The organism is uncultured Microbacterium sp., assembly GCF_947632095.1.
Lineage (GTDB): Bacteria > Actinomycetota > Actinomycetes > Actinomycetales > Microbacteriaceae > Microbacterium.
The window spans coordinates 23,386-44,150 of the sequence record NZ_CANROA010000016.1; the positions used below are offsets into that span (position 1 = coordinate 23,386).

Sequence of the window (20,765 nt, forward strand, 5' to 3'; positions counted from 1 at the left end):
ACGGCGCACCTCTCCGCCGCCGATAAGATCGCTCCATGGCTGACTCATTGACATGGCCCGACGTCCTCACTTCCCTCCTCGAAAGGCGTGATCTCAGTGTTTGGGAGTCGACCTGGGCGATGCGCCAGGTGATGCAGGGCGATGTCTCCGATGCGAAGCTCGCCGGTTTCCTGGTCGCACTGAGGGCCAAGGGCGAGACGATCGATGAGATCGTCGGTTTCCGCGACGCGATCCTCGAAGCCGCTGTGCCGCTGCCGGTCTCACCCGATGTGCTCGACATCGTCGGCACGGGCGGCGACCGCTACGGAACGGTCAACGTTTCGACGACGGCCGCCGTGATCATCGCGGCTACCGGCGTGCCGGTGGTCAAGCACGGGAACCGCGCCGCGAGCTCCGCATCCGGTTCATCGGATGTGCTCGGTGCGCTCGGGCTCGAACTGACGCTGGATCCGGAGCACGTTTCCGCCGTGCTCGATCGGACCGGCATCACTTTCGCCTGGGCCGCTGCCTTCCACCCCGGTTTCAAGCATGCGGGTGCTGCGCGGGGCGAGCTCGGAGTTCCCACCGTGTTCAACATGCTGGGCCCGCTCTGCAACCCGGCCCGCGCGGAGGCGAACGCCGTGGGCGTGGCCCAGCTCGAGCGCGTCCCGCTGATCACGGGCGTCTTCCGGACACGAGGGGCGACTGCGCTGGTATTCCGCGGTGACGACGGGCTGGACGAGCTCACGACCACGGGCCACAGCCGAATCTGGGAAGTCACACGTGGCGATATCCACGAGCACGATCTGGACCCGCGGGATCTCGGCATCCCCGTCGCTCAGATGTCGCAGCTCATCGGCGGAACTCCCGAGCACAACGCCGGGATCCTCCGGGAGACTCTCGCCGGCACGAAGGGCGCGGTCCGCGACATCGTGCTGCTCAATGCGGCAGCGGGCATCGTCTCCTTCGAGCTCTCGCGAGACGCGGCTCAGGTGCAGAGACCGATTCTCGAGCGTCTTCGCGACGCTTACGACCGTGCGGAGGCCGCGATCGACGACGGCCGCGCGACGGCGAAGCTCGAGGAATGGATCACCACGGCGCGCGAACTCGGCTCGGCGTGATCTGAGATGGGGTTCGGGGGAGCGGGGCGCAGCTCATGATGCGCCGCGCGATGCCCTGGTTCGTCCTGTCGGCCGTGCTCGTGGCAGCGCTGAGCATGCGCGGTCCGATCATCGCGGTGACTCCGGTGCTGCCCGAGATCACCGCCGATCTCGGGCTGACGGGTGCCTCGGCGGGGATGCTCACCACCGCACCGGTGCTGATGTTCGCGGCGCTGACGCCGTTGGCTGCGCTCCTCATACGGCGGGCGGGGGCCGAGACGGCGCTGCTGCTGTCGTTGTGCGGTGTATTGGCGGGCACGGCGCTGCGCGCGATCCCGGGCTATGCTCCGATGCTCGCGGGGATGTTCGTGATCGGAGCATCGATCACGATCGGCAATGTCGTGATTCCGGTGGTGATCCGTCGCGATGTTCCCCCGGATCGTGTTGCGACGGCGACCGCGGCGTACACCGCGACGCTCAACGTCGGCTCCCTTCTCACCGCTCTCGGCACGGTTCCGTTGGCGGAACTCCTCGGTTGGTCGTTCGCACTCCTGGCATGGGGGATGATCACTGTCCTCGGCGTCGTCCTCTGGTCCGCGCACATCCTTCGTCGACGCCGGGCTCTTCGGGATCTTCCCGCTGGGGACGCATCTCGACGCGCCGGCGCGGTGAGTATCGATCCCCAGACCTTGACCGGTCCGGTGCCGGTGATCGTCGAGCGACGGATGACGGGAACCATGCGTCGTCCGATCGTGTGGCTGCTGCTCGCCTCTTTCTCCGCTCAGTCGGCGGTGTACTACGCGATGTCGACCTGGTTGCCGACGATCCTGCTGGATACGACATCGGTCGATGCGGCATCCGCGGGGGCTCTCGCCTCGATCTTCCAGGGCGCTGCGATCATCGGGGCGCTGATGGCGCCCGCATTGATGCGCGTGGTGGGGCCGGTGCCGTCAGCGGTGATGATGGGCGGATGCTTCGCGGTGATGGTCTGCGGACTGCTCATGAATCCGTCGCTCGCGGCGGTGTGGGCGTCTTTCGGGGCCGTTGCGCATGCGGCGGGCTTCGTGCTGATCTTCACGGCTCTCGTTCGGCAGGCGCGTTCGGACTCGGAGGCGGCGACGATGTCGGCGGTCGTGCAGGGCGGCGGTTATCTGTTCGCGGCGACGGCGGCACCGGCGCTCGGCGCGCTTCACGAGAGCAGCGGAGGGTGGGAGATTCCTCTCCTCGTACTCTTGGCCGTCGCCGTCTTCTACGGGGTCGCACTCACGACGGCGATGGTGAAGGCGTTCGGCCGTTCCTGAAAGGGTCGGGTTTCAGCGGGGCTTCTGAGAGAGCGACGCGATCGCGCGTTCCATAGAGGCCCCGAGATTCCATTGCTCGGCGACGCGTCGCCCGTCGGCTGCGTGCACGGGGGAGAGCGGGCGGAGCGCAACGGACGGGGCCGCGACATCGAGGTCGGTGGCGACGGCGACGACGGTCGGCGCGACATCCAGATAGGCGGATGCTGCCAGGATCTTGGCCCGGACGCCGGCGCTCATGCCGCCGCCGGCTTCGGCCGCGGCCCGGATGCGGGCGAGGTCGCCATGGCTCTGCAGGAGCGTCGCCGCGGTCTTGTCCCCGACGCCGGGAACACCGGGAAGGCCGTCGGAGGCGTCTCCGCGCATGGTGGCGAAGTCCGCGTACTGGGAGGGGAAGATGCCGTAGCGGGACTCTACCGTCTCGGCGGTGACGGCTTCCAGGTTGCTCATCCCACGAGCGGTGTAGATGATGCGGACGGCACGTACATCGTCGATGAGCTGGAAGAGATCCCGATCGCCGGTGACGATGTCGACCGGCATCTCGGAGCGCGTGGCGAGCGTGCCGATCACATCGTCCGCCTCGTGGGCGGCGGCGCCGATGATCGGGATGCCGAGCGCCTCCAGCGACTCGCGGATCACCGGCAACTGCGCCGCGAGCGGCTCGGGCATCTCCTCGACGTCGGGGCCGGACTCGACGACCTCGACGACGCGGTGCTGCTTGTAGCTCGGGATGAGGGAAACGCGCCAGTGCGGACGCCAGTCGTCGTCCCAGCAGGCGACGACGTGCGTGGGATCGTAGATCTGGGTCAGCTTCGCGATCATGTCGAGGAGTCCGCGAGCAGCGTTCACCGATGTGCCGTCGGTGGCCTTCACCTTGTCGGGGATGCCGTGGAAGGCGCGGAAGTAGAGGGACGCAGTGTCGAGGAGCATCAGCTTTTCGCTCATGGCATCAGCTTCCCACAGGGGACCGACACGACACGGGTCAGCAGCCGGGCGAGCGCGGCGACTGCTCGCACGTGTAGGCGACCAGCGCGGTGTGCGCCTCGAAGACACGGATCTCCTGCGGCTGACCCGCGACGGTGACCTCGCCGGGAATCGGGAACCATCCGATCCCGAAATCCACTTCCGCCGTATACCGCAGATCGACGGATGCGAGGTAGGTGCCGCGCTCCCCATAGGTGTGGCTCGTCGGGGTCGGAGTGAACTGCGCCTGACCGAGCTGCTCCCAGGACTTGCCCGCGACGGCGGTGGTGAGCGTCGCGCCATCGCCGAACGCGTAGTCGTAGGAGGCCGGGGTGAACCGGACGGTCACCGGAAGGTCGAACAGCGTCTCACTCACGGTGTGGACGGATGCTGCGGCGACGAAGTTCGTCGGCAGGCCGGCGACTCCGACGTTCTCTGGTTCGCCCGCGAGGGCGGTTCCGAGCGGCGCGAAGCGGACGAGATCGGAGATCGTGATCGAGGGGACCGTCTCGTCCTCGGACTCCTCGTCGGGCTCTTCCTCCTCGCTGCCGCGGAAGCATCGGATGTAGCTGTCCCAGTCATGGAGGCACTTCGTGAACTCGACGGCGCGCGGATCCGGCGCGGTGATGATCTCGCCGCCGGGCCCCCGGTCGCCGACGGGGATGTGGATCGGTGTGCCGCCGATATCCCGGGAGTCTTCGATGATGATTTCGGTACCGGTATTTTTCGGTGGGCATCCTGTTGTTGATTGCTGGGCTGAAGTGCATAGCGCGCTCACAGCTCCCGAGACGCTCAAGGTTGAGAGAGCTATGGAAACGACCAACAGCGACGTTGCTATTCGGCGCACGATGGATCCTCAGCTGTCGTAGCCTCAGTGAGTCTTAGTCCGGTCTCATCCAAGGAGAAGACCAGCTCAAGCGCATACCGTGCTGCTCGATCTGCCGGTACTAGGTTCCGGCCTTCTTCATCGAGATAGGTCGTGCTGCTCACGTCGTTGCAAGTTGTGGCAAACACTTCACCATGTTCGGTGACTTCGACTCCCGAGAACTCGATGATCTCGATGGCGCCGCCGCGGACGTGTTGCGCCGCGTGCATCTGCGACAGAAGCTCGCGCTCGTCGCGCTCGTAGCTGCCGGCTGTGTAGCCGGAGAGTGGTTCGAACGTCGTCGGCAATCGAAAATCAACGTCATTGAACGCAGCCATGTAAGCCCGATACACCTTTTCGGCCGCGGCGAAAGCCTCTTCCTCGCTGGCGAAGGCGGGCGTCGGCGAGGGCGTCGGCTCGGGGGTCGGAGTGCATCCGGACAGCGTGATCGCGATCAGTGCGGCGACAGCGGGGATGCCGGGGCGGCGGGTCTTCGAACGGGGCGGTGTCACCCGCACACGGTAACCCGACGGTCGCGGCGCGCGTTCGAGTTATCCACAGGCTTGTTCTGGGCGTTTCTCTGATATTCTGAAGTGTCACTTGTGGCGAGCATCCGCATGCCTCAGTGATGATTCACTCAAAATCCACCTGTCCCGCAGCTTTTCCACGCTCGGCGTGCGCTGCCGGGGCCCGAGTATCCACCCACAAGGACAACCCACTACATGACTACCGCAACGACCGCCCCGGCCACCACGCAGATCGCGATCGACGACATCGGATCCGCCGAGGACTTCCTGGCCGCGGTCGAGAAGACCCTGAAGTTCTTCAACGACGGCGACATCATCGAAGGCACGATCGTCAAGATCGACCGCGATGAGGTTCTGCTCGACGTCGGCTACAAGACCGAGGGCGTCATCCCCTCGCGCGAGCTCTCCATCAAGCACGACGTCGACCCCAACGAGGTCGTCCAGGTCGGCGACGTGGTCGAGGCTCTCGTTCTCCAGAAGGAGGACAAGGAAGGCCGCCTGATCCTGTCCAAGAAGCGTGCTCAGTACGAGCGTGCGTGGGGCGATGTCGAGAAGATCAAGGAAGACGACGGCGTCGTCACCGGAACGGTCATCGAGGTCGTCAAGGGTGGACTCATCGTCGACATCGGACTGCGCGGCTTCCTGCCCGCGTCGCTCATCGAGCTGCGCCGCGTCCGCGACCTGACCCCCTACCTGGGCCAGGAGATCGAGGCGAAGATCCTCGAGCTCGACAAGAACCGCAACAACGTCGTCCTCTCGCGCCGCGCTCTGCTCGAGCAGACGCAGTCCGAGTCGCGCACCACGTTCCTCAACAACCTGCACAAGGGCCAGGTCCGCAAGGGCCAGGTCTCCTCGATCGTCAACTTCGGTGCGTTCGTCGACCTGGGCGGCGTTGACGGCCTCGTGCACGTCTCCGAGCTCTCCTGGAAGCACATCGAGCACGCCTCCGAGGTCGTCGAGGTTGGCCAGGAGGTCACCGTCGAGATCCTCGAGGTCGACCTCGACCGCGAGCGCGTCTCCCTGTCGCTGAAGGCGACGCAGGAGGACCCGTGGCAGGTCTTCGCCCGCACCCACGCGATCGGTCAGATCGCCGCGGGCAAGGTCACCAAGCTCGTTCCGTTCGGTGCGTTCGTGCGCGTCGCAGACGGCATCGAGGGCCTCGTCCACATCTCCGAGCTCTCCAGCAAGCACGTTGAGCTGGCCGAGCAGGTCGTCTCCGTCGGCGAAGAGGTCTTCGTCAAGGTCATCGACATCGACCTCGAGCGTCGCCGTATCTCGCTGTCGCTCAAGCAGGCCAACGAGTCGGTCGACCCCAACGGCACCGAGTTCGACCCGGCTCTGTACGGCATGCTTGCCGAGTACGACGACAACGGCGAGTACAAGTACCCCGAGGGCTTCGACCCCGAGACGGGTGCGTGGAAGGAAGGCTTCGACGCACAGCGCGAGGCATGGGAGCAGGAGTACGCTGCAGCCCAGGCTCGCTGGGAAGCTCACAAGGCTGCCGTCATCAAGGCTGCAGAGGCTGAGGCCGCTGCGGGCGACGACTTCGGCGGTGCCCAGTCCTTCACGAGCGACTCGGCCGGCGCCGGCACGCTCGCTGACGACGAGGCTCTCGCCGCACTGCGCGAGAAGCTCTCGGGCGGCAACGCGTAATAACGCTTGAAACGCAGAACGGGCCGTCACCTCCGGGTGGCGGCCCGTTCCGTCGTTCCGGGGCCGTTTCAGACGGGTGTGACGTCGGATTACGACTCGACTCGTCATGTTTCCGCTGCTCCGCGACGATGGTCACATGACAACGACGCTCCTGCCTCCGCGTGCCGACGCGGCACCGGTGCCGTCCGGCGTTGCCAACACGGTGCGTTTGGAAGGCGTCGCCCGCACGTTCGCCCTGCGCGACGGTGAGCGTCCTGTACTGCGCGATGTCGACGTCGAGCTCGCCGCGGGCGAGATCATCGCGGTCGTCGGTCCCTCGGGGTGCGGAAAGTCGACGCTGCTCCGGCTGATCGCGGGTCTCGACGCTCCGACAGGCGGAGTCATCGCACTCGACGGCACAGGGATCTCCGACATCGATGAGCGCACGGCTGTTGCGTTCCAGGAGCCGCGCCTGCTGCCGTGGCGCACCCTCGCGCAGAACGTCGAGCTGGGGCTTCCCCGCTCCGTCAAGGGGCGCGCTCGTCGCGCCGACCGCGTCCGCGAGCTTCTGCGTCTGGTGGGCCTCGAGCACGCCGCCGACCAGCGTCCGCGCGAGGTCTCCGGCGGCATGGCACAACGTGCCTCACTGGCCCGGGCGCTTGCCCGCAACCCCGGTGTCCTGCTGCTCGACGAGCCGTTCGGCGCTCTCGATGCTCTGACCCGTCTGCGCATGCAGGATCTGCTGCTCGATATCCACGCGGCAGAGCCCACGACGATCCTCCTCGTGACCCATGATGTCGAGGAGGCCCTCTACCTGGCCGATCGCGTCCTGCTGCTGCGTTCGTTGGCAGCCGATGCATCCGCCGATTCGGCATCGATCGCCCGTGTGATCGATGTTCCCGGCATCCGACCCCGCGACCGCGCAGATCGCGCCCTCGCGAACCTCCGCACCGAGCTGCTCGAAGGCCTCGGTGTGGAGACCCATCACCGCAACACCGAGGAGAACTGATGAGCATCATCACCCGCCGAGTCATTCCTGCGACAGCGATCGCCGGAATGATGATGCTCGTCGCCACCGGTTGCGTCGCCGGTGAGAATGCCTCGGGCGACAACGGCGCTGCATCGGGGGAGTGGTCCGCGAGCACGGTGACGCTCGATTGGGCGACCTACAACCCGCTGAGCCTCGTCGTCAAGGACCAGGGCCTTCTGGAAGACATCCTCGGCGACGACGTGACGGTCGAGTGGGTTCAGTCGGCCGGTTCCAACAAGGCCAACGAGCTGCTGCGTTCGGGGTCCGTCGATGTCGGCTCGACGGCCGGATCCGCGGCGCTGCTGGCCAAGGCGAACGGCTCGCCGATCAAGGTGATCGATATCTATTCGCAGCCGGAGTGGTCGGCGATCGTCGTCGGCGCCGACAGCGACATCGACTCGCTGGAGGACCTCGCAGGCACGTCGGTCGCCGCGACCAAGGGCACCGACCCGTACTTCTTCCTGCTGCAGGCGCTCGAAGAGGGCGGTCTGACGGTCGACGACATCGAGGTTCAGAACCTGCAGCACGCGGATGGTCGCGCCGCACTCGAAGGCGGATCCGTCCAGGCCTGGGCGGGTCTGGACCCGATCATGGGCGCCGCCGAGGTGGAGTCCGGCGCGGAGCTGATCTTCCGCAACGTCGACTTCAACACCTATGGCTTCTTGAACGCGACCGAGGACTTCATCGAGAACCACGCGGATCTCGCGCAGGCCGTCGTCGACGCCTATGAGCAGGCGCGTGTGTGGGCGCTGGAGAACCCGGATGAGACGGCTCAGCTGCTCGCCCAAGCCGCCGGCATCGACATCGCTGTGGCGACGACCGTCATCCAGGAGCGCTCGAACCTCGACGTCAGCGGTGTTCCGGGTGAGGCGCAGATCACGGTTCTCGAGAAGATCGCTCCGGTGATCGTCGAGTCCGGTGATGTGCAGGGCGGTCAGGATGCCGTTGACACTGCGCTGGAGGAGATCATCTTCGCCGACTTCGCCGAGAAGGCCGTCGCGGCAGAATGAGCGCGTCCCTTCCCGATCAGCGTGTGACGGTTCCCGCCGATTCGGCGGATGGCCGGGCGTTCGCGTCCGGCCGTCCCCGTCGGGTGGATGCCGCTTCCCGCGGTATCGGGGTCCGCACGGGTGGCCGAATCGTCGCGGGTGCGCTGCTTCCCGCGGTGATCCTCGTCATCTGGCATGTCGTGACGACCTCGGGCCTCGTTCCGGCGTATCGGCTGCCGACACCGGAATCGGTGTTCCGGGCGGGTGTCGAGCTCGCGGATCGCGGGCAGCTGTGGACGCACATCGCGATCTCGGTGCAGCGAGTGCTGCTCGGCTTCGCGATCGGTTCGCTGATCGGGCTCGTCATCGCGGCCGTCGTGGGCCTGTCGAAGCTGGGCGATGTGCTGCTCAGCCCGACGCTGGCGGCTCTGCGTGCCGTGCCCTCGCTGGCCTGGGTGCCGCTGCTGATCCTGTGGATGCAGATCGGCGAGGAGTCGAAGGTCACGCTGATCGCGATCGGCGCGTTCTTCCCCGTCTACACGACGGTCGCGGACGCACTGCGCCATGTCGACCCGCACCTCGTCGAGGCGGGACGATCGTTCAGCCTGCGCGGCTGGTCGCTGTTCCGCACCGTGCAGTTGCCGGCTGTCATCCCGTCCGTGATCTCCGGTCTGCGCCTCGCACTCGCGCAGTCGTGGCTGTTCCTCGTCGCCGCCGAGCTGATCGCGTCGTCGATGGGGCTCGGGTTCCTGCTGGATGATTCGCAGAACAACGGTCGTGTCGACCGCATCCTGCTCGCCATCGTGCTGCTGGCGCTTCTCGGAACACTGACGAACACTATTCTCGGTCTTATCGAGAAGTATCTTCTGCGGCGGTGGACATGACCGACGAAGCACGCCTGATCGAGAAGCGCACCTATCCGGCGCCGGCGGCCTTCGCCGCGCAGGCGAATGTCGATGCGGCGATCTATGCGGCGGCGGATGCCGACCCCATCGCTTTCTGGGAAGAGGCGGCCCGGCGGCTGGACTGGTCGACGCCGTGGCACACCGCGATGACATGGCAATCGCCCGCCGACGGCGCGATGCCGAAGGCGGAATGGTTCGTCGGTGGCGCGCTGAACGTGGCCTACAACTGCGTGGATCGTCACGTCGCCGCGGGTCGCGGCGACAAGGTCGCTCTCTACTTCGAGGGCGAGCCGGGCGACCGCGTCACCGTGACCTACGCCGACCTGCAGCGGCGCGTCTCGCAGGCTGCGAACGGGCTGCTGTCCCTCGGGATCGGACCCGGGGATCGGGTCGTCGTCTACCTGCCGGTGCTCATCGAGACCGTCGTCATCGCCCTCGCCTGCGCCCGCATCGGCGCGGTGCACTCGCTCGTGTTCGGCGGGTTCTCGGCCGAGGCGGTGCGCTTCCGCCTCTCCGACACCGGTGCGAAGCTGCTCGTCACCACCGACGGACAGTTCCGCCGAGGCAAGGCCGTCGAGGTCAAGTCGGCCGCCGACATCGCCGCCGCCGACCTCCCCGACCTCGAGCACGTCCTCGTCGTTCGGCGCACCGGCCAGGACATCGCCTGGACCGAGGGCCGAGACGTCTGGTGGCACGACGTCGTCGACACGGCATCCGAGGCCCACGATCCGCAGCCGTTCGACGCGGAGCATCCGCTCTTCATCATCTACACCTCCGGGACCACCGGGAAGCCGAAGGGGCTCGTGCACACCTCCGGCGGGTATCTCGCGCACACGAGCTGGGCGCACTGGGCGCACTTCGATGCGAAGGACGACGACGTGCACTGGTGCACGGCGGATCTTGCCTGGGTCACCGCGCACAGCTACGAGATCTACGGGCCCCTCTCGAACGGCCTCACCCAGGTCATCTACGAGGGCACGCCGGACGCCCCGCATCAGCAGCGGCATCTCGAGATCATCGAGCGCTACGGCGTGACGGTCTACTACACGGCTCCCACGCTGATCCGCACGTTCATGACGTGGTTCGGCGACGAGCTGCCCACCGATCACGACGTGTCGTCGCTGCGCCTGCTCGGCACGGTCGGCGAGGCGATCAACCCCGAGGCATGGGTGTGGTTCCATCGCACGTTCGGCCGCGGTGAGCTGCCGATCGTCGACACCTGGTGGCAGTCCGAGACGGGAGCGGCGATGATCGTGCCGCTGCCGGGGGTGACGACGCTCAAACCCGGTTCGGCATCCGTGCCGCTGCCGGGGATCGACGCCGCCGTCGTCGACGAGAACGGCGACGAGGTGGCCCCCGGCCGCTCCGGAACCCTCGTCGTGCGCCGTCCGTGGCCCGGTATGGCACGCACCGTCTGGCGCGATGCCGAGCGGTATCGCACGTCGTACTGGTCCGACTACGCGGGCAAGGGTGCGCACGGCGGCTACTACGTCGCCGGTGACGGCGCCACGCGCGACGCCGACGGGCACATCTGGATCCTCGGCCGCCTCGACGACGTCGTGAACGTGTCCGGCCACCGGCTGTCGACGATCGAGATCGAGTCGGCCCTCGTCGCCGACCCGACGGTGGGGGAGGCCGGCACCGCGGGCGTTCCGGATGCCCTCACCGGGCAGGCCGTCACCGCGTTCGTCACGGCATCCGGCGCCGGCGAGATCACCGATGCAGGGCTGCGCGACCGCGTCGCCCGCGAGATCGGCCCCGTCGCCAAGCCGAAGAACATCGTCATCGTGCCCGACCTGCCCAAGACCCGCTCGGGCAAGATCATGCGCCGACTCCTCGCCCAGCTGTGGGAGGCTGAGCAGGATCACCGCGCTGGCCGCGTGCCGACGGCGCTCGGCGACACCACCTCTTTGCAGAACCCGGAAGCAGTGGACGCCATCGCCGCGGCTCTCGCGGCGACGCGTCCCTGACCTCGCTCTCTACGAAGGAAGACATGACGGAAGAACATCGTTTCGGGTTCCGCACCCGCGCGCTCCACGCCGGAGGAACGCCGGATGCCGCCACCGGGGCGCGCGCCGTGCCGATCTACCAGACCACCTCGTTCGTCTTCGACGACGCGAAGGATGCCGGGAACCTGTTCGCCCTGCAGAAGTACGGCAACATCTACTCGCGCATCGGCAACCCCACCGTCGCCGCGCTCGAGGAGCGCCTTGCGTCCCTTGAAGGCGGCATCGGCGCCGTGGCCACCTCATCGGGCATGAGCGCGGAGTTCATCACGTTCGCGGCCCTCGTCGGCGCCGGCGACCACGTCGTGGCATCCGCTCAGCTCTACGGCGGCACCGTCACCCAGCTCGACGTGACGCTGCGCCGGTTCGGCGTGGAGACGACGTTCGTGCCGTCGACGGATCCCGCCGACTACGCGGCGGCGATCCGTCCCGAGACGAAGGTCGTCTACGTCGAGATGATCGGCAACCCGTCCGGCGAGATCGCCGACATCGAGGGCCTCGCCGAGGTGGCGCACGCCGCCGACGTGCCGCTCGTCGTCGACGCGACGCTTGCGACGCCCTACCTCGCGCGTCCGCTCGAGCACGGTGCCGATATCGTGATCCACTCGGTGACGAAGTTCCTCGGCGGCCACGGCACCACCCTCGGCGGCGTCGTGATCGAGAAGGGCACGTTCGACTGGGGAAACGGCAAGTTCCCCGAGATGACCGAGCCGGTCGCCTCCTACGGCGGCATCAAGTGGTGGGACAACTTCGGCGAGTACGGTTTCCTCACCAAGCTCCGCTCGGAGCAGCTGCGCGATATCGGCCCGGCGCTCAGCCCGCAGTCCGCGTTCAACCTTCTGCAGGGCATCGAGACGCTGCCGCAGCGCATCGATGCGCACCTCGCGAACGCGCGCATCGTCGCCGAATGGCTCGACTCCGACCCGCGCATCTCGTACGTCACGTGGTCGGGCCTGGAATCCCACCCGCACTTCGAGCGCGCTAAGAAGTACCTGCCGCTGGGCCCCGGATCCGTCTTCGCCTTCGGCGTGAAGGCCGACGACGGCCGCGCCGCGGGCGAGACGCTGATCGAGAACCTGCAGCTCGCCTCGCACCTCGCGAACATCGGTGACGCCCGCACCCTGGTGATCCACCCGGCATCCACAACGCACCGCCAGCTCACGGCCGAGCAGCTCGTCGCGGCCGGTGCGCCCGCCGACCTCATCCGCATCTCGGTCGGCCTCGAGGACGTCGAGGACATCATCTGGGACCTCGATCAGGCCCTGACCGCCGCGACAGGAGAGACCCGATGAGCGCCGACGCCTGCGAGTTCACCCCGCCCGTCGAGGCGTGCGCCCTGCCGGGTGCGGCTCCCGTGGCATCCGACCCCGCTCGCACCTGGGTGAGCCCGAACCAGCAGGAGCGCTTCGCGCTGCTGCGCCGTTCGCGCTCGGTCGCGATCGTCGGTGCATCCGACAACCCGGCCCGCGCGTCGTACTTCGTCGCGACGTATCTGCTGTCGAGCTCGCCGTACGAGATCTACTTCGTCAACCCGCGCGCCACCGAGATCCTCGGTCAGCCGGTCTACGCCTCGCTCGCCGACCTGCCGGTCGTGCCCGACATCGTCGACGTGTTCCGCAAGCACGACGACCTGCCGGGCGTCGCGCAGGAGGCCATCGACGTCGGCGCGAAGGCGCTGTGGCTGCAGCTCGGTTCGTGGAACGAGGAGGCCGCAGCCCTTGCCGAGGGTGCGGGTCTCTCGGTCGTCATGGACCGCTGCATCAAGATCGAGCACGCGCGCTTCCACGGCGGCCTGCATCTGGCCGGCTTCGACACCGGCGTGATCAGCTCGAAGCGCCAGCTGCTGGCGCGCTGACGCGATTCGTCCCCGGTCGGCGTGACAGGATGAGGACATGCCTCTCATCGCGCTGACCGGGGGAATCGCCTCGGGCAAATCCACGATCGCGCGCCGTCTCGCCGAGCGCGGCGCCGTGATCGTCGACGCCGATCAGATCGTGCGCGACGTTCAGTCGCCCGGTTCGCCGGTGCTCGACGCCGTCGCCGCGCGATTCGGTGCCGAGATGATCGACGCCTCCGGCGCATTGGATCGCGCCGCCCTCGGCGCGCGGGTGTTCGGCGACGACGAGGCGCTGGCCGCGCTGAACGCGATCGTGCACCCCGCCGTGCGCGACGAGTCCCAGCGCCGCTTCGCTGAGGCCTTCGAGACCGACGCGGATGCCGTGGTCCTCTACGACGTGCCGCTGCTCGTCGAGGCGCGCGTGGACGACCCGTGGGATCTCATCGTCGTGGCGGATGCTCCGGCATCCGTCCGCCTGGATCGTCTGGTGTCACTTCGCGGCATGAGCGCCGACGACGCCGCCCGACGGATCGCCGCGCAGGTTTCCGACGATGAGCGCCGGGCGATCGCCGACATCGTCATCGATACTTCCGGAACCATGCACGACACCCTGCGGCAGACCGACGCGGCATGGGAGCGGATCGCCGCGCGGTGAGCGCGGATGCCTTCACCGGGCACGTTCCGGGCACGGCCGCCTATCGGCGCCTGCTGATCGGCCTGTTCTTCGCGGGGGTCGCAACCTTCGCGCAGCTATATGCACCGCAGGCGGTGCTGCCGCTCATCGCCGTCGATCTCGACGCGGGTCCCGCGACGGCGGCGCTCGCAGTCTCGGCCGCGACGCTGGGGCTTGCGGGCTCGGTGCTGTTCTGGTTTCTCATCGCCGATCGGATCGGCCGCATCCCCGCGATGGCGACAGGCGTCGCGATCGCCACCGTCTGCGGTTTCGCGGCCGTCGCCGCGAACGGGCTCACACTGTTACTGGTGCTGCGGGTGGCGGAGGGGATCGGGCTGGGGGCGATGCCCGCCGTCGCCCTCGTCTACCTCAGCGAGGAGGTCTCGGCCCGCCACGCCGCGGCGGCCGCCGGCGGATACATCGCCGCCACGACCGTGGGCGGTCTGAGCGGAAGGCTCATCTCGGGACCGATCGGTGAGGCGTTCGGCTGGCGCATCGGCATGGCCGCGACCCTGGCGGTGTGCGCGGTGGCGGCGGTCGCCTTCCTGCTGCTCGTGCCGCGGGCGCGCGGTTTCGTGCCGGGTCGACGGCGAGAGCCCGTCGGGATCGGCATCCGAATGCGCCGCGCGCTGCGATCACGGAGCCTGCTCGCGCTGTATGCACGGGGCTTCTTGCTGATGGGGGCATTCGTCGCGGTCTACAACTACCTCGGCTTCCACCTCGCGGAGGCGCCCTTCTTCCTGCCGGCATGGTTCGTCTCGCTGCTGTTCCTCGCCTACCTCGCCGGCACGTTCTCCTCACCCTGGGCGGGTCGGCTCGCGACGAGGCGTGGGCGGATGCCGGTGCTGCTGACCTCGATCGGCTTGTCGATCGTGGGGATCTCGCTGATGTTCATCGCGGTCACGTGGGTGATCATCGTCGGGCTGATCCTGTTCACGGCCGGGTTCTTCGGGGCGCACACGATCGCATCCGGTTGGGTGCCGGTCGCAGCTCCCGACGGCGCCCGCGCGCAGGCGTCGTCGCTGTATTACCTCGGCTACTACGCCGGCTCGAGCCTGTTCGGCTGGGCGCTCGGAGTCGCGTTCGGCCAGGCGGGCTGGTGGTGGTTCCTCGCCGCGGTGCTGGCGATGTCGGTGCTCGCCGCGGTTATCGCGGTGCTGTGGTCCGAGCGGCCGCGCGACGACGTGCCAACCGCCGGATGAGGACGACGGCGAGGACGACGAGTCCGATCAGGAGCAGCCCGGCGAGCACCGGCACGATGATCGCGAGGGCCGCGAGCAGGAAGGATGCTCCATCCTCCGTCGCGCTGAGCACCGGTGCTGCGAGCCCGCCCGTGACGGCGTTCGCGGCGACGCGTCCCGTGGCCTTGACGATGTGCACGACGAGCGCGATCACCACGCCGGTGACGATCGGCACCCAGGCTGAGTCCGCGAAGAACGTGGACGGATCATCGACCGCAATGGTCTGGGCGCTGCTTCCCGCGCCGAACACGATTCCACCGGAGGCGGGGCGCAGCGCGCTCTGCACGACGTCGTTGATCGAGTCGAGGGCGGGGATCTTGTCGGCGATGACCTCGAGCACGAGCAGCGCACCGAGCACCCAGAGGGAGATGTCGCTCGAGATCCATGACCAGCCGGACGGCAGATCCACGGCGGGCAGGAAACGATCGGCGAGGCTCAGCAGGAACAGCGGCATCCAGGCATTGAGACCGGCGGATGCCGCGAGGCTCGAACCGATGATGAACTCGATCACGATCCCACTCTAGAAGGAACGTCCGCCCGGATGTCCGTGGCGGCGCCTACGCTGGATGTATGCAACCCACGCGCAGCGTCCGTCCGTTCGAGGTCGTCAGCGAATATGTGCCCGCCGGTGATCAGCCGAAGGCGATCGCCGATCTCGCCGCCCGTATCAATGCGGGAGAGACCGACATCGTGCTGCTCGGTGCCACGGGAACCGGAAAGTCGGCGACGACCGCCTGGCTCATCGAGCAGGTGCAGCGGCCGACGCTCGTACTCGCGCACAACAAGACGCTCGCCGCGCAGCTGGCCAACGAGTTCCGCGAACTCATGCCGAACAACGCCGTCGAATATTTCGTCTCGTACTACGACTACTACCAGCCCGAGGCGTACGTCCCGCAGACCGATACCTTCATCGAGAAGGACTCCTCGGTCAACGCCGAGGTCGAGCGTCTGCGCCACTCGACCACCAACTCGCTACTCAGCCGTCGCGATGTGGTCGTCGTCTCCACGGTGTCCTGCATCTACGGCCTCGGCGCCCCGGAAGAGTACCTGCGGGCGATGGTCGCCCTGCAGGTGGGGGAGCGCTACGACCGTGACGCGCTGATCCGGCAGTTCATCGCGATGCAGTACAACCGCAACGACGTCGACTTCTCACGCGGAAACTTCCGGGTGCGCGGCGATACGATCGAAATCATCCCGGTCTACGAGGAGCATGCGATCCGCGTCGAGCTGTTCGGCGATGAGATCGAAGCGCTCTATTCGTTGCATCCGCTCACCGGTGACATCATCGAGAAGCTCGATGCGGTCCCGATCTTCCCCGCCTCGCACTACGTCGCCGGCACCGACGTGATCCAGCGCTCCATCGGCACGATCGAGACCGAGCTCGAAGAACGCCTGGCCGAGTTCGAACGACAGGGCAAACTGCTCGAAGCGCAGCGTCTGCGCATGCGCACCGCATTCGACCTCGAGATGCTGCAGCAGCTCGGATTCTGCTCGGGCATCGAGAACTACTCCCGGCACATGGATGGCCGCGAGCCCGGAGAACCACCGCACACGCTGCTGGACTTCTTCCCCGACGACTTCCTGCTCGTGATCGACGAGTCGCACGTGACCGTGCCGCAGATCGGCGCGATGTACGAGGGCGACGCGTCACGCAAGCGCACGCTCGTCGAGCACGGGTTCCGTCTGCCCAGCGCCATGGACAACCGCCCGCTGCGCTGGGACGAGTTCAAGAACCGCATCGGCCAGACCGTCTACCTCTCCGCGACCCCGGGCAAGTACGAGATGGGCATCGCCGATGGCGTCGTCGAGCAGATCATCCGACCGACCGGCCTCGTCGACCCCGAGATCGTCGTGAAGCCCTCGAAGGGGCAGATCGACGACCTGCTCGAGGAGATCCGCATCCGCGTCGAGAAGGATGAGCGCGTGCTCGTCACGACGCTGACGAAGAAGATGGCGGAGGAGCTCACCGACTTCCTCGGCGAGCACGGGGTGCGGGTGCGCTACCTGCACTCCGATGTCGATACGCTGCGCCGCGTCGAACTGCTCAGCGAACTGCGCTCCGGGGTGTACGACGTGCTCGTCGGCATCAACCTCCTGCGCGAGGGTCTCGACCTTCCCGAGGTGTCCCTGGTGGCGATCCTCGACGCCGACAAGGAGGGGTTCCTGCGCTCGGGCACCTCGCTCATCCAGACCATCGGCCGCGCCGCGCGAAACGTCTCGGGTGAAGTGCATATGTACGCCGACAAGATCACCGACTCCATGGCCAAGGCGATCGAGGAGACCGAGCGGCGCCGCGAGAAGCAGATCGCGTACAACACGGCGAACGGCATCGATCCGCAGCCGCTGCGCAAGAAGATCGCCGACATCACCGACGTGCTCGCGCGTGAGGCATCCGATACGCAGGACATGCTGCGGGGCAAGGGGCGCACGAAGTCCGGCAAGGGCAAGAGCCCGACGCCGCAGTTGCGCCGCGAGGGGATCGCTGCGGAGGGCGCCGCTCAGCTCGAGGCGACCATCGAAGACCTGTCGAACCAGATGCTCGCGGCAGCCGAAGAACTCAAGTTCGAGCTCGCCGGGCGCCTGCGCGACGAGGTGCAGGACCTCAAGAAGGAGTTGCGGGCGATGGAGCGCGCGGGGCACGCCTGAGGGTCAGCGGCGCCCGTCAGGGGCAGTGCATGAGCGGCTTGGGGCCGGACCGGTCGATCGTGTGCTCGGTCATGGCGTGCCCGCACAGGGGGCAGGCGCGCTCGGCGCGCTGCGCTGAGGTCGGGGGCGGGGTCGGCTCGTAGGGGCCGACGGCCGCGGGGCCAGCCAGGCGGATGAGGTTCGTGTTGAACCACTTGTACAGTCCGCCCGCTTCGCGGATGCGCGTGCGCAGCGGGACACGGTCAGAACTGTTCGCCATGATGCTTAGTGTACTAAACATTAGGCCGCCGGGTATCATCAGGGGGTGCCCACGGACGACGACATGCTCAAGCTCGAGAACCAGCTCTGCTTCGCGCTGGTCACCGCGGCGCGCAACGTCGTCTCGATCTACCGCCCGATCCTCGAGCCTCTCGGACTCACCCATCCGCAGTACCTCGTCATGCTCGCCCTCTGGGAGCAGTCGCCGCGCACGCTCGGAGAGCTCGCCGCCGAACTCGCCCTGGAACCCGCCACCGCCTCACCACTGGTGAAACGGCTCGAAAAGGAGGGCCTCGTGGCCCGCGGCCGCAGCAGCGCCGACGAGCGGCGCCTCGACATCGTGCTCACCGACGCCGGACGGGCCCTCCGCGAGCGCGCGCTCGACGTGCCGCGCCAGGTGATGGAGGCCGTGCAGATGGACGCCGAACAGGTCGCCGCGCTCCGCGACGGCGTCAGCCGCTTCGCCGGCCGCACCGCGCCGGTCTGACGCGCACCGAGGCGACCATCGCCGGTGCGAACGATGCCGGAGTGCATGGCGGAGTCCTCCCGCCCCCCTAGGCTGAATGCCATGGGTCACGAGGATGCGCGCGCCGGATCCCGCACCCGCACCAGGGCTCTCATCGCCATCTCACTGGCCTTCGTCGCACTCATCGCGATCGCCGCTCTGCAGGGGCATCCGGTGTTCCAGTCGATCGACGTCTCCGGCCAGGTCATCATGCCGACCGAGACTCCGGCGCCCGGCCCGACCGATTCCGGCCTCCCGGATCTCGAACCCCGCGAGCCCAACCCGTGGATCGCGATCATCGCGGCCGTCATCGCCTCGGCCGTCGGGCTGACCCTCGCGTTCCTGCTCATTCGCCTCATCGTGCGCGTCATCCGCCAGTGGTGGCACGACCGCCCGCTGCGTCGCGCGGACGGGGGCACTCCGGACGTCGGCCTCACGGCGGCCGCACCCCAGGAGCGCATCGAGGAGGCCGTCGTCCGGCACGGGATCGCCGGTGCCATCGACGCCGTGGCATCCGACCTCGCACCCACGGATGCCATCACCGCGGCCTGGGTCGGCCTCGAGGACGCGGCGAGACGAGCCGGCCAGAGCCGCGGCGCCGCCGAGACGCCGGGGGAGTTCACCCTGCGCATCGTCGGCACCCGTGCGGACAGTGAAGACGCTGTACGGGCGCTGCTCGCGCTCTACGAGAGCGTGCGCTTCGGCGGCCGCATCGCCGAGGAGTCCGATCGCCTCCGCGCCCGCGCGCTGCTCGAGCAGATCCAGGAGCACTGGCGATGAGGGGCCGCGTGGCGCTGACGATCATCGGCCTCCTCGGGGCCGCCGTGGTGGTGTGGGTGCTGTCGCTCATCGGCATGCCGCCGCTGTTCGTCATCGCCTGGCTGCTGCTCGTCGGCGCCGTCGGCATCATCACCCGAGCCGACGAGTCGCCGGAGCCGGATGCCTGGCCGCCGGAGAAACCCCAACCGGACTTCCGAGGCTCGGACGTCTCGCGCCTGGCCTGGTCGATCAACACCCGCAACGGCGCCGTCGGCTCGATGCTCGTCGCCCGGCTCGACGCGCTGCTGCGCCGCAGGCTCCAGCTCCGAGGACTCGACATCGACGAGCCCGGTGACGCCGCCCGCATCGACGCGCTGCTCGGCGACGGCATCCGCACCGCGCTCACCGCCCGAGAGGTTACCCGCGACGACGTCGAGCGCGTGCTCGGCGCCATCGAGACAATTCCGTCCCATCTGGAGGAGAAATGACCGAGATCGCCGACATCGACGAGATCGCCGCCGCCGGCTCACGCATCCTGGCCGGGGTGCGCACCGCCGTCGTGGGTATGGACGAACCGCTCACGATCGCCCTCGGCACGATCCTCGCCGGCGGTCACGTGCTCTTCGAGGACGTGCCGGGCCTGGGCAAGACGCTCGCCGCGCGGAGTCTCGCCGCCGCCGTCGGCCTTGACTTCCGCCGCATCCAGTGCACGCCCGACATGCTCCCGGGCGACGTCACCGGATCGTACGTCTACGCACCTGACACGGGGGAGTTCCGCTTCCGCCCGGGCCCCCTGTTCGCCGGCCTCGTGCTCGCCGACGAGATCAACCGGACGACGCCGAAGACGCAGTCGGCCATGCTCGAGGCGATGGCCGAGCGCCAGGTCACCGTCGAGGGCAACCGCTTCGCACTGCCCGAGCCGTTCCACATCATTGCGACGGCGAACCCCATCGAGTACGAGGGCACGTACGCGCTGCCGGAGGCACAGCTCGACCGCTTCATGGTGCGCCTCGCCGTCGGGTATCCGACCCCGGATGCCGAGACGGAGATCGTGCTCGCCCGTGCCCGCCGGGGCGTGCCCGAGGCGACGGTCGAGCCCGTCGTCGACGCCGCAGGCCTCGCCCGTCTGCAGCAGGCCGTGGAACGGATCCACGTGGACCCCGACGTCGCACGCTACTGCGTCGACCTCGTGCGCGCCACGCGCACGGCGAACCACGTCGCCGTCGGCGCCTCGCCCCGCGGATCGCAGACCCTCGTGCTGCTGGGCCGTGCGCTCGCCGCGCTCGACGGCCGCGCCTACGTGCGCCCCGACGATATCAAGCGCATCGCCGTGCCCGTGCTCGCGCACCGCCTCGCCCTCACCCCGCAGGCGTGGGCGCAGGGGATCGATCCCGCGGCGATCGTCGAGACGGTCGTGGCGACCTGCGCCGTGCCGCCGACGGTCGCCGCCGCACGATGACCGACGCGCACGTCGACGCGGAGCATCCGGTCTCCTGGCGGCGCACCGCGACGCCGGCCATCGGCGCGGTCGCCGCCGTCGCGCTCGCCGCGG

At 68.2% G+C, this 20,765-nt stretch carries 21 protein-coding genes; 16 read left to right on the top strand and 5 right to left on the bottom strand.

All coding sequences use genetic code 11. The features are described 5' to 3' along the window. The first annotated feature begins 35 nt into the window (after positions 1-35). A complete protein-coding gene (trpD, locus tag Q0Z66_RS06335; protein ID WP_298039080.1) occupies positions 36-1,100 on the top strand; it encodes an anthranilate phosphoribosyltransferase in 1,065 nt (354 codons plus the stop codon). A 50-nt stretch (positions 1,101-1,150) separates the two neighbouring features. Further along, the gene (locus tag Q0Z66_RS06340; RefSeq protein WP_298039083.1) at positions 1,151-2,380 is read left to right on the top strand and encodes a CynX/NimT family MFS transporter; all 1,230 of its coding nucleotides are present in this window, start codon (positions 1,151-1,153) and stop codon (positions 2,378-2,380) included. A 12-nt stretch (positions 2,381-2,392) separates the two neighbouring features. On the opposite strand, the gene Q0Z66_RS06345 is transcribed toward Q0Z66_RS06340, so the two are convergent. The 3 genes from Q0Z66_RS06345 to Q0Z66_RS06355 are packed head-to-tail and all read right to left on the bottom strand — an operon-like array spanning position 2,393 to position 4,717. Then, complete coding sequence (locus tag Q0Z66_RS06345) at positions 2,393-3,322, bottom strand: 5'-3' exonuclease (protein ID WP_298039085.1); 930 nt, start codon at positions 3,320-3,322, stop codon at positions 2,393-2,395. A gap of 37 nt (positions 3,323-3,359) precedes the next feature. Beyond that, positions 3,360-4,118 (bottom strand): hypothetical protein, encoded by a 759-nt coding sequence (locus Q0Z66_RS06350; RefSeq protein WP_298039087.1) that lies wholly within the window; start codon positions 4,116-4,118, stop codon positions 3,360-3,362. A gap of 56 nt (positions 4,119-4,174) precedes the next feature. Further along, positions 4,175-4,717: a hypothetical protein gene (locus tag Q0Z66_RS06355; protein WP_298039089.1), complete on the bottom strand. Its 543-nt coding sequence runs from the start codon at positions 4,715-4,717 to the stop codon at positions 4,175-4,177. 210 nt (positions 4,718-4,927) lie between these two features. Here Q0Z66_RS06355 and rpsA point away from each other — a divergent pair, with 210 nt between their 5' ends. The 9 genes from rpsA to Q0Z66_RS06400 all read left to right on the top strand — a co-directional run bounded on the left by rpsA (position 4,928) and on the right by Q0Z66_RS06400 (position 15,006). Beyond that, the gene (gene rpsA, locus Q0Z66_RS06360; protein WP_298039091.1) at positions 4,928-6,385 is read left to right on the top strand and encodes a 30S ribosomal protein S1; all 1,458 of its coding nucleotides are present in this window, start codon (positions 4,928-4,930) and stop codon (positions 6,383-6,385) included. 136 nt (positions 6,386-6,521) lie between these two features. Beyond that, on the top strand, positions 6,522-7,373 hold the full coding sequence (locus Q0Z66_RS06365) for an ABC transporter ATP-binding protein (protein WP_298039093.1): 852 nt from the start codon (positions 6,522-6,524) through the stop codon (positions 7,371-7,373). Continuing rightward, positions 7,373-8,404, top strand: a complete 1,032-nt coding sequence (locus Q0Z66_RS06370) for an aliphatic sulfonate ABC transporter substrate-binding protein (protein WP_298039096.1) — start codon at positions 7,373-7,375, stop codon at positions 8,402-8,404. Before Q0Z66_RS06365 ends, Q0Z66_RS06370 begins: the two co-directional genes overlap by 1 nt. Then, a complete protein-coding gene (locus Q0Z66_RS06375) occupies positions 8,401-9,267 on the top strand; it encodes an ABC transporter permease (protein WP_298039099.1) in 867 nt (288 codons plus the stop codon). The genes Q0Z66_RS06370 and Q0Z66_RS06375 overlap by 4 nt, the downstream gene beginning before the upstream one ends. Continuing rightward, positions 9,264-11,258, top strand: coding sequence for an acetate--CoA ligase (gene acs, locus Q0Z66_RS06380; RefSeq protein WP_298039101.1), 1,995 nt, complete (start codon positions 9,264-9,266; stop codon positions 11,256-11,258). Before Q0Z66_RS06375 ends, acs begins: the two co-directional genes overlap by 4 nt. A gap of 23 nt (positions 11,259-11,281) precedes the next feature. Further along, positions 11,282-12,586, top strand: coding sequence for an O-acetylhomoserine aminocarboxypropyltransferase/cysteine synthase family protein (locus Q0Z66_RS06385; RefSeq protein ID WP_298039104.1), 1,305 nt, complete (start codon positions 11,282-11,284; stop codon positions 12,584-12,586). Beyond that, on the top strand, positions 12,583-13,149 hold the full coding sequence (locus Q0Z66_RS06390) for a CoA-binding protein (protein ID WP_298039107.1): 567 nt from the start codon (positions 12,583-12,585) through the stop codon (positions 13,147-13,149). Before Q0Z66_RS06385 ends, Q0Z66_RS06390 begins: the two co-directional genes overlap by 4 nt. Positions 13,150-13,186: 37 nt before the next feature. Next, positions 13,187-13,786, top strand: a complete 600-nt coding sequence (coaE, locus tag Q0Z66_RS06395; RefSeq protein WP_298039108.1) for a dephospho-CoA kinase — start codon at positions 13,187-13,189, stop codon at positions 13,784-13,786. Next, the gene (locus tag Q0Z66_RS06400; RefSeq protein WP_298039109.1) at positions 13,762-15,006 is read left to right on the top strand and encodes an MFS transporter; all 1,245 of its coding nucleotides are present in this window, start codon (positions 13,762-13,764) and stop codon (positions 15,004-15,006) included. Before coaE ends, Q0Z66_RS06400 begins: the two co-directional genes overlap by 25 nt. Here Q0Z66_RS06400 and Q0Z66_RS06405 read toward each other — a convergent pair. Next, complete coding sequence (locus Q0Z66_RS06405) at positions 14,951-15,556, bottom strand: DUF4126 domain-containing protein (protein ID WP_298039113.1); 606 nt, start codon at positions 15,554-15,556, stop codon at positions 14,951-14,953. The genes Q0Z66_RS06400 and Q0Z66_RS06405 overlap by 56 nt on opposite strands. 59 nt (positions 15,557-15,615) lie before the next feature. Here Q0Z66_RS06405 and uvrB point away from each other — a divergent pair, with 59 nt between their 5' ends. Continuing rightward, entirely contained in the window at positions 15,616-17,691 is a 2,076-nt protein-coding gene (uvrB, locus tag Q0Z66_RS06410; protein ID WP_298039116.1) for an excinuclease ABC subunit UvrB, read from the top strand. Positions 17,692-17,707: 16 nt separating this feature from the next. Here the strand turns inward: uvrB and Q0Z66_RS06415 are convergent, their stop codons facing one another. Continuing rightward, positions 17,708-17,950: a hypothetical protein gene (locus Q0Z66_RS06415; protein WP_298039118.1), complete on the bottom strand. Its 243-nt coding sequence runs from the start codon at positions 17,948-17,950 to the stop codon at positions 17,708-17,710. 45 nt (positions 17,951-17,995) lie between these two features. Between Q0Z66_RS06415 and Q0Z66_RS06420 the strand changes: the two genes are divergently transcribed. From Q0Z66_RS06420 to Q0Z66_RS06435, 4 genes are all read left to right on the top strand, one after another. Further along, positions 17,996-18,436 carry a MarR family transcriptional regulator gene (locus tag Q0Z66_RS06420; RefSeq protein ID WP_298039121.1) on the top strand — a complete coding sequence of 147 codons (441 nt, stop codon included), beginning with the start codon at positions 17,996-17,998 and terminating at the stop codon, positions 18,434-18,436. An 81-nt stretch (positions 18,437-18,517) separates the two neighbouring features. Beyond that, positions 18,518-19,234, top strand: coding sequence for a DUF4129 domain-containing protein (locus Q0Z66_RS06425; RefSeq protein ID WP_298039122.1), 717 nt, complete (start codon positions 18,518-18,520; stop codon positions 19,232-19,234). Beyond that, entirely contained in the window at positions 19,231-19,701 is a 471-nt protein-coding gene (locus Q0Z66_RS06430; RefSeq protein ID WP_298039124.1) for a hypothetical protein, read from the top strand. Before Q0Z66_RS06425 ends, Q0Z66_RS06430 begins: the two co-directional genes overlap by 4 nt. Then, positions 19,698-20,672: a MoxR family ATPase gene (locus Q0Z66_RS06435; protein ID WP_298039126.1), complete on the top strand. Its 975-nt coding sequence runs from the start codon at positions 19,698-19,700 to the stop codon at positions 20,670-20,672. Before Q0Z66_RS06430 ends, Q0Z66_RS06435 begins: the two co-directional genes overlap by 4 nt. The last annotated feature ends 93 nt before the right edge of the window (positions 20,673-20,765 follow it).

What these genes read in the sequence shown, in the direction of transcription:
- trpD (WP_298039080.1), top strand. Translation starts at nt 36, where the DNA reads ATGGCTGACTCATTGACATGGCCCGACGTCCTCACTTCCCTCCTCGAA.
- Q0Z66_RS06340 (WP_298039083.1), top strand. Translation starts at nt 1,151, where the DNA reads ATGCCCTGGTTCGTCCTGTCGGCCGTGCTCGTGGCAGCGCTGAGCATG.
- Q0Z66_RS06345 (WP_298039085.1), bottom strand. Translation starts at nt 3,322, where the DNA reads ATGAGCGAAAAGCTGATGCTCCTCGACACTGCGTCCCTCTACTTCCGC.
- rpsA (WP_298039091.1), top strand. Translation starts at nt 4,928, where the DNA reads ATGACTACCGCAACGACCGCCCCGGCCACCACGCAGATCGCGATCGAC.
- Q0Z66_RS06365 (WP_298039093.1), top strand. Translation starts at nt 6,522, where the DNA reads ATGACAACGACGCTCCTGCCTCCGCGTGCCGACGCGGCACCGGTGCCG.
- Q0Z66_RS06370 (WP_298039096.1), top strand. Translation starts at nt 7,373, where the DNA reads ATGAGCATCATCACCCGCCGAGTCATTCCTGCGACAGCGATCGCCGGA.
- Q0Z66_RS06375 (WP_298039099.1), top strand. Translation starts at nt 8,401, where the DNA reads ATGAGCGCGTCCCTTCCCGATCAGCGTGTGACGGTTCCCGCCGATTCG.
- acs (WP_298039101.1), top strand. Translation starts at nt 9,264, where the DNA reads ATGACCGACGAAGCACGCCTGATCGAGAAGCGCACCTATCCGGCGCCG.
- Q0Z66_RS06385 (WP_298039104.1), top strand. Translation starts at nt 11,282, where the DNA reads ATGACGGAAGAACATCGTTTCGGGTTCCGCACCCGCGCGCTCCACGCC.
- Q0Z66_RS06390 (WP_298039107.1), top strand. Translation starts at nt 12,583, where the DNA reads ATGAGCGCCGACGCCTGCGAGTTCACCCCGCCCGTCGAGGCGTGCGCC.
- coaE (WP_298039108.1), top strand. Translation starts at nt 13,187, where the DNA reads ATGCCTCTCATCGCGCTGACCGGGGGAATCGCCTCGGGCAAATCCACG.
- Q0Z66_RS06400 (WP_298039109.1), top strand. Translation starts at nt 13,762, where the DNA reads ATGGGAGCGGATCGCCGCGCGGTGAGCGCGGATGCCTTCACCGGGCAC.
- uvrB (WP_298039116.1), top strand. Translation starts at nt 15,616, where the DNA reads ATGCAACCCACGCGCAGCGTCCGTCCGTTCGAGGTCGTCAGCGAATAT.
- Q0Z66_RS06415 (WP_298039118.1), bottom strand. Translation starts at nt 17,950, where the DNA reads ATGGCGAACAGTTCTGACCGTGTCCCGCTGCGCACGCGCATCCGCGAA.
- Q0Z66_RS06425 (WP_298039122.1), top strand. Translation starts at nt 18,518, where the DNA reads ATGGGTCACGAGGATGCGCGCGCCGGATCCCGCACCCGCACCAGGGCT.
- Q0Z66_RS06430 (WP_298039124.1), top strand. Translation starts at nt 19,231, where the DNA reads ATGAGGGGCCGCGTGGCGCTGACGATCATCGGCCTCCTCGGGGCCGCC.
- Q0Z66_RS06435 (WP_298039126.1), top strand. Translation starts at nt 19,698, where the DNA reads ATGACCGAGATCGCCGACATCGACGAGATCGCCGCCGCCGGCTCACGC.